Source organism: Lentzea sp. NPDC037011, assembly GCF_055607425.1.
In genome coordinates, this window is the sequence record NZ_JBVJRT010000018.1 from 106,812 (window position 1) to 118,621 (window position 11,810).

Consider the following 11,810-nt stretch of genomic DNA (forward strand, 5'->3'; position numbering starts at 1 on the left):
AGGTCGGGGGTTTTTCCACAGAGCGGGTAAGGAGGGCTCCCAACCGGTGGGGGCGTACCAGACCCGAACCGGCTCTGCCACGCCCGCGGACAGGGCGGTCAGGGGGAACTACCGGGGCTGGACCCAGAGACCGACCTGCCTGGAGTTGGTGTAGCCCTGGTACCTGCACGTGTCGTACCAACGGCCCTGGGCGACACCCTGCTTGCAGGCCTTGACCGCCGCGTTGTGGCTGGGGTAGACGCCCGCGAACGACGCGGCGTGCGCGGCCGGGGCGACCACCACGAGCGACGCGCACGTGAGTGCGGCGCCGGCGATCAGCTTCTTCAGCATGCTGTTCCTCTCGAAAAGTCCATGAGCGTGCCCGGGTGGGGCGATGTGTCGCACAGCCTGGCGAACAGACGTGGTGGTGCCAAGGGAAAGCCGACGACAAGGGCATTGGGCGCACACTTGATTTCCTTTACGCCCACGGGTAATGGCGCGCACCCGTCCTCGTCCCGGACGGTGGAACGCGCACTTCCGCCGTTGCCGCACAGCAGGTTTCGATGGCTCCACCGGCGACGACGGGAGGGCGCGACCAGCCGGCACACCAGGCGTTCCGCCGGTCGGGACATCTCCGTCATCGGGCCAAGAAGGCGATTGACCATGTGCGCACAAAGCATTTCCCCTCTGTCCGGGTGTCGGTGCGTCGGTGTTCCGCTCACCGCGAACCCGCCCGACGGACTCCGGACCGCCTGATGACGACCGTGTGGGAGCGACCGCTCGGGCTCGACGTCCTGTGCCTGCCGATGCCCGGCGATCCGCTGGCCGAGCCGGACCCCGTCTTCGAAGCCGGTCCGGTGGCGCCGAAGTTGTCCGCGCCCGTCGCGAGGGTGGCGGCCGACGACGCGGATCGGGCGTTCTACCGCTGGATGATCGGCCACCACGTGACGTTCGGCGTGTGGCGCATGCTCGCGGACCTGCTCGCCGCCGCGGGACGAACCGGCGGCCTGTCCGAGGCCGGCACGGCACGGGCGGCGTGGTGGTACGACTGCTACAACGCGCTGCTGCTCTACGCGGGCAGCTGCACCCCGGAGGTCTACGCCCGGTCCATCCGCCCGCGGATGGCCGCGAAGCACCCGGCCTTCAGCGGCCTGTGGGCCCGCGACCACGAGCGGGTGGCCAGCCTGCTCGGCACGCTGAGCGTGCCCCGCGACGGCGTGCTCAAGCGAGCGCTCAAGCGCAACCGCCTCGTGCACATGACCGTGGCGCAGATGCTGGTGCCCGAGGGGGCCTCGCTGTTCAAGGGCCACGGAGGCCGCGCGGGCAACGACATCACGGACGCCGAACGCGATCTGTTCGACGAGTTCTTCCTGGTGCACCGCGGAGTGGTCACGCAAGCGGGCTTCACCGCCGCGATGCTGACGCGGCTGGACGCGATCCGGGACGACCTCGCCGCTGACCCGGTCGACGCGCGGGCCGAGGTGTTCGCCCTCCTGCCGACCGGCCTCCCCGGCATGGTCGACGAGCTGATCGCCGTCGTCGCCGGGCCCCTGCCGGCCGAGGCACCCGTCGGGGCCGCACTGCCGTGACCGTCCCTGCCGTCCTCGTGACAGCAGAATCGAGCTGACCGACTCGGTCAGCTCGATTCTCGTGCCCGCGCTCAAACCGTCCTGGTCAGCTCACCGCCGGTACCCGGCGGGCAGTTTCCGCGCGATGGTCAGCCCGTCGGCCAGCGGCAGCATGACCGCCTGCACCCGGTCGTCGGCCCGCACGTGCTCGTTGAACGCGCGGATCGCGGCGGCGTTGCCCTCGGAGTGGGCGCTGGTCGCCTCACCCGCGTACAGCACGTTGTCGGCGATGATCAGTCCGTTGTCGACGACCCGCGGCAGCAGCTGCTCCCAGTACCCGATGTAGCCGACCTTGTCCGCGTCGATGAACACGAGGTCCACGGCCGGCTCCGGGGACAGCCGGTCCAGCAGGTCGGCCGCCGGGCCGATGTGCTGGCGGATGCGGTCGGCGAACCCGGCCTCCTGCCAGGCCCGGCGCGCGGTCGGCGCCCACCGGTCGGTGATGTCGTAGGTGTCGATGGTGCCGTCCGCCGGCATGCCCCTGGCGAAGGCGAGCGCGGAGTAGCCGGTGAACGTGCCGACCTCGACGATCCGGCGCGCCCCGCTCGCAGCGGCGAGCAGGGTGAACAGCACCGCCTGCTCGTGGGCGATCTGCATCTCGGCGACCTGGCCGAGGGCGGTCGTGGCATCGATCAGCCACCGCTGCACCGGCACCGGTTGCTCGGTGCAGGCGAGGACGTAGTCGAGGATCTCGGGGGTCAACCGGATCCGCTTGTCCACCTGGGTCGTGCCGTTCAGGGTCACGCTCATGCCAGACCTCCTCGGTCGGTGCGGCGGCTCAGAGGCCCTGGTTCCACGCGGCGGCCGTGACGTCCCCGGAACCCCCGGGGTCGCAGGGCTCGGCCATCCCGGCGCCGGCGACGTGGGCGTCCACGACGTCGGCGGCCAGGCGCACGTCGGCGTCCAGCGGCCGGTCCTGCTCGATCGGCGGGATCGCCTCGGCCAACCGGTCGGCGAGGCCGGCGCAGAACGGCGCGGTCGGCCGGTCGGCGCGCAGGTGCACCGCCTGCCGCAACGCGACCGCCAGCCCGCCCTGCAGGTGCCGCAGCAACCGCGCGGTCTCCCACGCGTTCTGCGCCGCCTGCGTGCCGAACGGGACGATGTCCTGGTTGTGCAGGTTCGTCGGGAGGCTCTGCACGCTCGCGGGCACCGCCTGTCGGCGCATCGCCGCCACGATCGCCGTCGACGCCAGCTGCACGCCCTGGACCCCGTGGTGCACACCGGGACGCGGTGACAGCATCGGCGGGAGCCCGGTGTTCCGGTTGGGGTCGACGAGCAGGTCCAGCTGCCGCTCTGCGAGGTTGCCGACCTGCACCGCGACGGTGGTGAGCAGGTCGCTCACGAACGAGCAGGGCTGGCCGAAGAAGTTGCCGCCGTGCGCGACGGCCTCGTCGTCCACGAAGAACAGCGGGTTGTCGCTGACCCCGTTGAGGTCGTCGTGCACCACCCCGCCCGCGTACCGGTGCGCCGACGTCGCGGCGCCGAGGAGCTGCGGGGTGCACCGGACGCTGTAGGGCTCCTGCAAGGGCCGCAGGCCGGTCGGACGGGTGCCGTCGAGCATCGCGGTCATCCGCGCACCGACCTCACCGGCGGCGGCGTGGCCGAACGCGGCGAGCAGCCGGTGGTCGAGGAACGCGGTGGTGCTGCCGAGCACGTCCGCCAACAGCGCGCTCAACGCGGCGGCGGTGTGCAGCGACCGGCCGATCGACCGCCACGCGAGACCCGCGGTGGCCGCGGTCAGCGAGGTGCCGTTGACCAGCGCGAGCGCGTCGCGCCCGTCGAGTTCCAGCGGCGTGAGGCCCGCCGCCCGCAGCGCCTCGGCCGCCGGCAACCGCACACCGTCCACATAGGCGTGACCGGTGCCGCGCAGCGCTTGGGCGACGTAGGCGAGCGGGACGAGGTCGCCGCTCGCGCCGACCGACCCGTAGGTCGGCACCGCCGGGGTGAACGTCGTGCGCAGCATCGCGGTCAGACCGTCCACAACGGAGGGTGTGACACCGGATCTGGCCCTCGTGAGCGACGCCAGCCGAGCCAGGACCGTCGCCCGCACAACGGGAACCGGCAGGTCGGCGCCCTGTCCCGCGGTGAGGTGCTGCAGGGTGTTGTCGCACTGCCCGGCCGCGGTGTCCCGGCCGGCGTAGGTCACCAGCGGACCGAAACCCGTTGTGGCGCCGTACACCTCGTGGCCGTCGGCGACGACCGTGTCGACGAACCGGCGGCAGCGTTCGAGCTCGGCGCGGGCGGTCTCGGACAACCCGACGTGGAGCACCCCGGCCGCCCGCTCCAGCATGGCCGCGTCGAGCCGGCCCGGCAGGGTGACGTCGTGGGTGACGATGTCGTGAACCGTCGACATGCGGGCTCCAGTGGGTGGTGGTGGGCCGGGTGAACGGGTGCACCAGCGGCTCGTGCGTGGTCACCGGTGCGCGCCTGCCGCGTCTTCGACGTCCACCGGCTGATTGTGTGTCGGTGGACGCGTGCTGTCTGCCGCTCGTTCCAAGCGCTGGAACGTCGTTCGCACAGGCCGGCAGCGCAACCGGTTCGGCAGGCCGGTGCGCCGGCTCTGCTGCATCCGGGTGACAGCCGGCCCTGATCCCTCCACGTGCGAGCGACAATTGCGGAACTCCACAGCAGTGTTCTGCTCGGCTCTGCCCCTACTGTCGGGAGCGTCCTACCGGGCCGCGTTCCGCAGCGGCGGGGTTCCTCGGCGTGGCGCGTGCGAGCGGCAGGAGAAGACATGACGGCATATGGGCAGTGGTCGACCAACCTCGCCGAGTCGGTCTGGCAGGACGCCACGTCCCGGCGCACAGCGCTCATCGAGCACAGCAGCGGACGCTCCTACCGGTACCCGGAGCTGAAGCAGGCCGCTGAACGGTTCGCCGCCGCGCTGCGGTCCCGGTTTCGCGGCCCGGACGAGGTCGTTGCGCTCGTGTGCGACAACACGGCCGAGTTCGTCGTGGCCTACCACGGCACCCTGCTGGCCGGTGGCGTCGTGCTCCCGCTCGAACCGCTGGGCACCCCGGACGAGTGGCAGCCGGTGCTGGAGCGGTGCCGTGCCGCCCACGTGGTCGCCTCGGCGAAGGCGTGGCGGCAGCTGTCCGCGCTCCCGGCCGCCGCGTCGGTGCGCACCGTGATCGTGCTCGACGAAATCCCTTCCGGCGACAGGACGACCGGCTGGCAGGAGTGGCTGGACGGGCCGGCCGTCGCCGCGCCCGCAGCCACCGGGGACGGACGACCGGCGCTGCTCGCCACGTCGAGCGGGTCCCTCGGGCTCCCGAAGCAGATCGTGCTCACGCACCGCAACCTGGTGTCGAACCTGGACCAGATCGACGCGGTGCACCGGCTCACCGCCGACGACGTCGTGCTCGCCACGACACCGTTCCGGCACATCTACGGCATGCAGATGGCGATGAACCCGACGCTCCGCGCCGGCGGCACGCTCGTCACGGTCCGCACCCCGTTCGACGTCGACGATCTCCTGGAGGTCATCGAGACGCAGAAGGTCACCGTCGCGTACCTGGTGCCGAGCACCCTCGCGGAGCTCGCCCGGCGCGGTGACACCGGCGACCGCGACACGGGCAGCCTGCGCCTGGTCTACTCCGGCGGCGCTCCGCTCCCCGCGAACGTCGCGCGGAGCTGTGCCCTCATGCTCGGCGTACCGGTGGTGCAGGGCTACGGCATGACGGAGGCCGGGTGCACCTTCGCCCCGCCCGACGGCACCCCGTCCGTGCCGACCTCGATCGGCAAGGCGTTGCCCGGCACCGAGATCCGGCTGGTGGACCCGGCGACCGGAGCGGACGGCGAGACCGGGGAGATCTGGGTCCGCGGCCCGCAGGTGTCACCGGGCTTCCTGGACGAGGACGGCACCGTGCACGGCCTCGCCGACGACGAACACTGGCTGCACACGGGGGACATCGCCCGGCGCGACCGGGACGGGCACGTCACGATCATCGGCCGGATCAAGCAGCTCATCAAGTACAAGGGCCACCAGATCGCACCGACCGAGCTGGAGTCCGTGCTGCTCAGCCACCCCGCCGTCGCCGACGCCGTGGTGGTCGGGGCACCGGACGAGGTCGCGGGCGAGATCCCGGTCGCGTTCGTCGTGCTGAGCGAGCCGGTGGAGCTGTCCGAGGTGACCGGCTTCGTGGCGGGCCGGGTCGCGCCGTACAAGAAGATCCGGTCGATCACCGCGGTCGACCGGATTCCGCGCTCCGCCATGGGCAAGGCGCTCGTGCACCGGTTGACCGACGTCCCTGCCGGAGGAACGCGATGAGACCGGGGGTGCTGGTCACGGGCGGAGCCACGGGTTTCGGTCGCGTCTTCGCGGAGGAGATGTGCCGCGCCGGAGCGACGGTCGTCATCACCGGCCGGGACTCCGGGGCGCTGCGGCAGGCCCGCGACGAGCTGCCCGGCGTCTGCGCGGTGACCATGGACAGCACCGACCGGGCTTCGGTGGAGGCGGCGGTGACCGCCGCGGAAGCCGCGTCCGGACCGCTCGACGCGCTGGTGCACGTCGTCGACGTGGCCGGCCCGGTCGGTCCGGCCTGGGAGGTCGACCAGGACGACTGGTGGCGGGCGGTTGAAGTCGCCTTGCGCGGCACGGCGGTGACGACCGCGGCGGTGCTCGCGCGCATGGTGCCGCGCAAGCACGGCCGGATCGTCACCGTCGTGAGCCACGCGACCGGAGCCCGTGCGACCGCCTGCTCGGTGGCGAAGGCCGCGGTGGCCGGGCTGACGGAGGGACTGGCGGCGGAGACCCGCGAACACGGCGTCGCGGTGCTGAGCTACCACCCAGGACCGGTGGACCCCGGTGTCACCGGTCCGGCGGCTGCCGAGGCGGCCGCCGTGCTGCGCCGGATCGTCGAGGGCACGGCGGACCACCGGTCAGGCGAGCACCTGACCGCCGAGGACCCGCTGGTGCGCACCGCGTGGGAACCGATGCCGCTCAGCTGGTAGCGGGACCCGGACCTCACCGGGTTCCGCTCGGCCGTAGCGCTCCTCCACCGCTTCCAAGAGGTCCACCTCGTTGCCCGTGGCATCGACGGCGACCGTGCCGGGGTCGTTGAAGAACAGGGATCTCGACCGCCAGGAGTCTCCGGCGACCACCAGCTTCTCCAGCGAGTACAGACCGGCCATCGTGAACGAGAGCCCGGGGTGGAGGCGGGCGAGGTCTCGCTGGACCGACTCGGCCGCGGCGTGGCCGCACCGCTCGGAGGCGCTGTCGACCACCAAGCCCAGGCCGGGGGAGATCCCCTCGACGGACAGCGAGGCCCGCAGCTTCTCGATCGTGTAACCGGCGTGGCCGAGCTCGTGGAACGTGCGCGGGCTCCACACCGTTCTGAGCAGCTGCCACACGTGATCTCCGCCGGCGTCCATGACGGTCACGCAGTTTGCGAGCTCGAGAACGCCGCCCGTGGCGACCACCGACCGCACGTGCTCGGCGAGGTCGTCGAACGCGGTCGCCAGCCGGACCGTGAGGCTGCGCCGAGGCCCCGTGCCGGGACGGTGGAGCTCGTCGGTCATCAGCTGCGCAACGCGCTGCCTGCGCGTGTCCACCTCGTCGAACCACCCGAGAGCCAGCTCAGCGCCGACCATGCCGTGCCTCAGCGCATCGGCGAGGAAGAGATAGTACTGGGCCCGCGGGAGGTCGAGCAGCACCGAGACCGGAGTCGATGCCGGCAGACCTGCCAGGACCCCGCGGACCAACGCCGTCTGCCGCAGGCTCGACTCGTACTCGTAGAGCGAAAGCCTGTCGTCGACACGCAGGCTGACGATCTTCTCCCTCAGCGGTTGCGCGTTCGATCGCAGCAGGCCCACGTCGCGTCCTGCCGCGTCGAGGACCTGCAGCCGCCGGTTGCTGAACAGGCACACACCGGAAACGACGTCGATGCGCTCGGCGCCGTCGAACAGGCGGTTCCGCACGGCTTTGACGTGGACCGCGAAGACATTGCCGCCCACCTCGACCTGCGGGTGGACGACGCTGGAGCCGTGGCCGAAAACCTCGACGTAGGCGTCAGAACGCACCGCGACGCCCTCGACCCCCAGCAGCTCGACGAGCTCCCGGACCTTGCCGGCAGCACGCCGGAGCGGTGTGCTGCCGGTGCCGGCGGCGTTCGTGGTGTGGAACAGACCGGACGCACCCGGCACCCCGGCGATCTCGGCGTGAGTGGACGGCTGATGCCACCGCAGTCGTGGCGGGCGGTTCTCCGGGGAGAGGTCGATCAGGCCGACGTGGCTCATCGGCGTCCCGCCGGTCTTGGCCGGCGGACGACCACGTGGAGGACGACCGCGTTCGGCCGCGTCACCCGCCGGGAGCGATCATGACCACCTGGTGGTCGCCCGGCCGTCCGCTGAGGGCGTCCATCATCGCCGTGACCGGCCCGTCGGCCAGCGGCACGACGTCGGTGATGATCTGGTCGACCGGGACGCTGCCGCCCGCGAGGAGGCCCAGTGCCGCCTCGAACGCGCCCCTGTTCTGGGCGAAGCTGCCCACGATCCGGATCTCCTTGGTGATGAGGGCGACCGAGTCCAGTTCGGTGGGCCGCTCGTTCACCCCGAGCGCGACGACCGTTCCCCGTGTCCGCACGCGCCGGGCCGACTCCGCGAGCGCGGTCACCGAACCCACGCACTCGAACACCACGTCCGCGGCCGCCATCGGCTCGTCGACGTCCACCGCGGTGATCCCGGTGGCGGCCAGGCGTGCGCGCCGCACGGCGCTCGGTTCCACCACCCACACGTCCTCGACTCCGCGCAGCCGCAGCACGTGCGCCAGCAGGAAGCCGACCGTGCCGCCGCCGAGGACCGTGACGGTGTCCGTCGCCGACACCCCGGAGCGGTCGACGGCGTGGACCGCGCAGGACAGCGGTTCGGTCAGGGCGGCGTGTTGCAGCGGAACGCCGTCCGGTACCGCGTAGACCGTGTGCTCGGGGACCACGATGCTCTCGGCGTAGCCGCCGGGACGGGTGCCCAGGCCGAGGGAGCTCAGGTGCCACGGCTGCACCGCGCACAGGTGGTTGTCGCCCGTGCGGCAGACGTCGCAGTCCCCGCAGCCCGCCTTCGGCCACACCACCACGGCCTGTCCCGCCGCCAGCCGCTGCCCGCCCGGTGCGGCGACGTGGCCGGAGATCTCGTGCCCGAGCACGGCCCCGGCGGGGACGACGTGCGGCATGGCCCGCAGGTGCAGGTCGGAGCCGCAGATGGCGCAAAACGCCACGTCCACGCGCACCCAGCCGGGTGCCGGCTCGCGGTCCTGGACCTCCGCGAGGCTCAGCCCGCGCTCCTCGGTGACGACCAGCGCCCTCATTCTTCCACCACAGCTTTCTCGTCGGCGAGGAACGCCCGGATCCGCTCGACCAGGACGTCGGGTTGCTCCTCGGCGGGGAAGTGCCCGCAGGAGTCGATCTGGGCCCCCTCGACGCTGGTGGCGTAGTCGCGCCACAGGTCGAGCACGGGCATGCTCCCCACGAGTCCCTGGGCGCCCCACGCCAGCCGCACGGGCATCGTCAGGCGACGACCCGCCTCCGCGTCGGCGTCGTCGGCTTCCAGGTCCTCGTGGCGGGCGGCGCGGTAGTCGTCGAAGCTCGCGCGAAGCGCCCCCGGCTGGGCGTAGGTCTCCGCGTAGTGGCGCAGGTCCGCCTCGGTGAACGCCTCGTGCCGGAACGCCCCGGCCGCCAGCATGAACCGCACGTACTCCCCGCCCTTCCCCTCGGTGAGGAACTCGGGGAGGTCGGGAACGAGGTGGAAGAGCCAGTGCCAGTACGCGGTCCCGACGCGTGCGTCCATGTGCCGCCACATCTCCCGCGTCGGCACGACGCTGAGCAACACCAGGCGGCTGATCTCGTCCGGCCGGTCCAGTGCCCACCGGTGGGCGACGCGCGCACCCCGGTCGTGGCCGACCACGACGGCCTGCTCGTGTCCCAGCTCGCGCATGAGCCCGCTCACGTCGGCCGCCATGGTCCGCTTGTCGTACCCGCTGCGCGGCCGGCTGGAGGCCCCGTAGCCGCGCAGGTCCGGCGCGACCACCTCGTGGTCCCGCGCGAGTGCGGGGAGGACGTGGCGCCAGGCGTGGCCGGTCTGCGGCCAGCCGTGCAGCAGGAGGACCAGCGGACCCTCTCCGGCGCGCCGCAGGCGGAACCGCAGCCCGCCCGCCGCACGCGTCTCCTCATGAACGCGCATCGCCACGGCGGTTCACCTTGCCCTGCACCGGGATCTGCACGCCCAGGGCCCGCGCGGAGGAGGTGAACTCCGCCAGGTAGCGGTCGTCGACCATGGGGGCGGTGACGAGCTCCGGCAGGGGTGCGAGCAGCTCGGCCAGGAGGTCGATCTTCTCCCCGTCGGGCGAGACGGCCCGGTGCGGCTCGCGCAGCCGGTGCGCGGCGAAGTCGGCGACCAGGTCGTCCATGACCTGTTGTGGCACCAGCGGTTCGGCGTCGTGCTCGGTCAGGATGAGGTCGAGCATGCGGGCGTGGACGAGCACGACGGCCTCGGCGTGCGTGAACGACCCGTCCGCGCGGCTGCGCCACGTCTCGGTCAGCGCCTTCTCGACCCGCTCCGGCAACGTCACCGGCGGGCGGGAGGCGAACCGGTCGGAGCTCAGCGCGCTGCGCGCCACCTGGTAGGCCATCACGGAGTTGTCGCCCGCGAAGGTCACGTTGACCTCGAAGTCGGTCCGCAGGGTGACGATCTGGTTGTGGCCGTGGAAACCCTGCGAGCCGCACATCTCCCGGCACGCGCCCAGGACCTCCAGGGCCAGCCAGGAACCGCACTTGCCCGTCGCGGTGAGGACGTGCATGTTCTTGCGGCCGGGGTCGGTGTGCCAGTCGCGTTCGACACCCCTGACGACGGCGCGTTCCAGCAACCGCAGCGCGAGGCTGCGCAGCTGGACCTGGTACAGGCGGTCGCGGAACAGCGGCTCGTCCAGCAGGGTCCTGCGCCGGGGCGCGCCGCGGGTCTCGCGGTGACCGGCGAACCGCCAGGTGAGGTGGGTCGCGAGCTCGGCGGCCCGCGCCCCCGCGCTGAGCGGGAAGATGCGTTCCTGCACGAAGGTCTCGATCGACCTCACGAAACGGGTGCCGGCATCGGGCAGGGTGCTGGAGAAACGCCCGTCCTCGTCGATGCGCGAGTACCGCTCCATCAACGCTTCGCGGGGCAGCCGGACGCCGGTGAAGCGGGCACCGCCGACCTGGTTGGCCTGGATGCCGCCCTTCGGGTCGCAGGACAGGATCGTGATGCCCGGCAGGGCAGGGCCGTTCTCCTCGTCGCGCAGCGGGACGCGGAACCAGTGGTGGCCGACGTCCTCGCCGTCGATGACGAGGCGGGCCAGGACCATGCCGACGGTCGCGGCGTGCTTGATGTTCCCGATCCAGAACTTGCACGCGGCGTCCGAGGGGGTGTCGAGCGTGAAGCACTGCTCCGCGCGGTCCCACGTCACCGTCGTGCGGATCTCCCGCAGGTTGGTGCCGCCCCCGATCTCCGTGCAGCAGAAGGCGTAGACCTGGTGCATCTGCGCGATCTCGGCGTGGTAGCGGTCGACCTGCTCGGGAGAGCCGTGGTTGAACAGCGCACTGCCCGCGATGAGGTGGTCGGTGATGGTCGAGGTGAGCGCGAAGTCGAAAGCACCCGTCAGGCCCATCACGTCGCACATGGACCGGAACGCGTGCTCATCCGGCCGGCCCATCCACATGTCGTTGTCGACGAGGCCTTCCCGGAAGATCGCCTTCATCCGCTCGATGGTCAGGTCCATGTAGTCGCGCAGGGGCAGGTCGTCCCGCAGCCGCGGATCGAACAGGTCCTCCCGCAACAGGGCGCGCATCGTCTGCCGGCGGTCGGTTGAGGTGAGGAGCTGGTGCTCGTGAGGACCTGCTGTCGCGGTCATGTGGTCGAATCCTCTCGATCTGCGGGTACGCGCGGCACGACGGGCGGGTACCGGTGAGAAGTCTTCGGTCTGCGGCTGACCGATGAGCGGTGGAGCGTCCGAGGCGAAGCTAGCGGTGATCCGCGAGTTGATCACGCCCTCGTCCCACCGCCTGGTATGCCTCCGCTGTGACCTCGAAGTCGCGGGCGTACCGTCGTTCCACTGCCGACGAACGCGCCGTTCGCCGGCACTGTCCGGTCCACAATGGATTCTTCAGCGTCGAGGAGCGTTCCATGACAGTCAACCGTCGCCGTCTTCTGCTGGGCAGTGCGGCTCTGCTGGCGGGCACCGCG

At 71.8% G+C, this 11,810-nt stretch carries 10 protein-coding genes; 3 read left to right on the forward strand and 7 right to left on the reverse strand.

Annotation, left to right across the window (positions count from 1 at the left end; translation table 11 throughout):
* Positions 1–108: 108 nt before the first annotated feature.
* Entirely contained in the window at positions 109–330 is a 222-nt protein-coding gene (locus ACZ7CH_RS37545; RefSeq protein ID WP_470376106.1) for a hypothetical protein, read from the reverse strand.
* 404 nt (positions 331–734) lie between these two features.
* On the opposite strand from ACZ7CH_RS37545, the gene ACZ7CH_RS37550 reads away from it, so the two are divergent.
* Positions 735–1,568 (forward strand): hypothetical protein, encoded by an 834-nt coding sequence (locus tag ACZ7CH_RS37550; RefSeq protein ID WP_470376107.1) that lies wholly within the window; start codon positions 735–737, stop codon positions 1,566–1,568.
* Between the two features lie 90 nt (positions 1,569–1,658).
* Here the strand turns inward: ACZ7CH_RS37550 and ACZ7CH_RS37555 are convergent, their stop codons facing one another.
* Positions 1,659–2,357 carry an O-methyltransferase gene (locus tag ACZ7CH_RS37555; protein WP_470376108.1) on the reverse strand — a complete coding sequence of 233 codons (699 nt, stop codon included), beginning with the start codon at positions 2,355–2,357 and terminating at the stop codon, positions 1,659–1,661.
* A gap of 28 nt (positions 2,358–2,385) precedes the next feature.
* Complete coding sequence (locus ACZ7CH_RS37560; RefSeq protein WP_458432998.1) at positions 2,386–3,960, reverse strand: HAL/PAL/TAL family ammonia-lyase; 1,575 nt, start codon at positions 3,958–3,960, stop codon at positions 2,386–2,388.
* 381 nt (positions 3,961–4,341) lie between these two features.
* Between ACZ7CH_RS37560 and ACZ7CH_RS37565 the strand changes: the two genes are divergently transcribed.
* Both ACZ7CH_RS37565 and ACZ7CH_RS37570 read left to right on the forward strand, forming a co-directional pair.
* The gene (locus ACZ7CH_RS37565) at positions 4,342–5,877 is read left to right on the forward strand and encodes an AMP-binding protein (RefSeq protein WP_470376109.1); all 1,536 of its coding nucleotides are present in this window, start codon (positions 4,342–4,344) and stop codon (positions 5,875–5,877) included.
* Positions 5,874–6,560, forward strand: coding sequence for an SDR family oxidoreductase (locus ACZ7CH_RS37570; protein ID WP_470376110.1), 687 nt, complete (start codon positions 5,874–5,876; stop codon positions 6,558–6,560). The genes ACZ7CH_RS37565 and ACZ7CH_RS37570 overlap by 4 nt, the downstream gene beginning before the upstream one ends.
* Here ACZ7CH_RS37570 and ACZ7CH_RS37575 read toward each other — a convergent pair.
* From ACZ7CH_RS37575 to ACZ7CH_RS37590, 4 genes are all read right to left on the reverse strand, one after another.
* The gene (locus ACZ7CH_RS37575; protein WP_470376111.1) at positions 6,489–7,844 is read right to left on the reverse strand and encodes a hypothetical protein; all 1,356 of its coding nucleotides are present in this window, start codon (positions 7,842–7,844) and stop codon (positions 6,489–6,491) included. The genes ACZ7CH_RS37570 and ACZ7CH_RS37575 overlap by 72 nt on opposite strands.
* Before the next feature lie 61 nt (positions 7,845–7,905).
* Positions 7,906–8,907, reverse strand: a complete 1,002-nt coding sequence (locus tag ACZ7CH_RS37580; RefSeq protein ID WP_360388308.1) for a zinc-dependent alcohol dehydrogenase — start codon at positions 8,905–8,907, stop codon at positions 7,906–7,908.
* Positions 8,904–9,779 carry an alpha/beta fold hydrolase gene (locus ACZ7CH_RS37585; RefSeq protein ID WP_360388390.1) on the reverse strand — a complete coding sequence of 292 codons (876 nt, stop codon included), beginning with the start codon at positions 9,777–9,779 and terminating at the stop codon, positions 8,904–8,906. The genes ACZ7CH_RS37580 and ACZ7CH_RS37585 overlap by 4 nt, the downstream gene beginning before the upstream one ends.
* Complete coding sequence (locus ACZ7CH_RS37590; protein WP_470376112.1) at positions 9,766–11,478, reverse strand: acyl-CoA dehydrogenase family protein; 1,713 nt, start codon at positions 11,476–11,478, stop codon at positions 9,766–9,768. Before ACZ7CH_RS37590 ends, ACZ7CH_RS37585 begins: the two co-directional genes overlap by 14 nt.
* Positions 11,479–11,810 lie beyond the last annotated feature (332 nt).

What these genes read in the sequence shown, in the direction of transcription:
- ACZ7CH_RS37545 (WP_470376106.1), bottom strand. Translation starts at nt 330, where the DNA reads ATGCTGAAGAAGCTGATCGCCGGCGCCGCACTCACGTGCGCGTCGCTC.
- ACZ7CH_RS37550 (WP_470376107.1), top strand. Translation starts at nt 735, where the DNA reads ATGACGACCGTGTGGGAGCGACCGCTCGGGCTCGACGTCCTGTGCCTG.
- ACZ7CH_RS37555 (WP_470376108.1), bottom strand. Translation starts at nt 2,357, where the DNA reads ATGAGCGTGACCCTGAACGGCACGACCCAGGTGGACAAGCGGATCCGG.
- ACZ7CH_RS37560 (WP_458432998.1), bottom strand. Translation starts at nt 3,960, where the DNA reads ATGTCGACGGTTCACGACATCGTCACCCACGACGTCACCCTGCCGGGC.
- ACZ7CH_RS37565 (WP_470376109.1), top strand. Translation starts at nt 4,342, where the DNA reads ATGACGGCATATGGGCAGTGGTCGACCAACCTCGCCGAGTCGGTCTGG.
- ACZ7CH_RS37570 (WP_470376110.1), top strand. Translation starts at nt 5,874, where the DNA reads ATGAGACCGGGGGTGCTGGTCACGGGCGGAGCCACGGGTTTCGGTCGC.
- ACZ7CH_RS37575 (WP_470376111.1), bottom strand. Translation starts at nt 7,844, where the DNA reads ATGAGCCACGTCGGCCTGATCGACCTCTCCCCGGAGAACCGCCCGCCA.
- ACZ7CH_RS37580 (WP_360388308.1), bottom strand. Translation starts at nt 8,907, where the DNA reads ATGAGGGCGCTGGTCGTCACCGAGGAGCGCGGGCTGAGCCTCGCGGAG.
- ACZ7CH_RS37585 (WP_360388390.1), bottom strand. Translation starts at nt 9,779, where the DNA reads ATGCGCGTTCATGAGGAGACGCGTGCGGCGGGCGGGCTGCGGTTCCGC.
- ACZ7CH_RS37590 (WP_470376112.1), bottom strand. Translation starts at nt 11,478, where the DNA reads ATGACCGCGACAGCAGGTCCTCACGAGCACCAGCTCCTCACCTCAACC.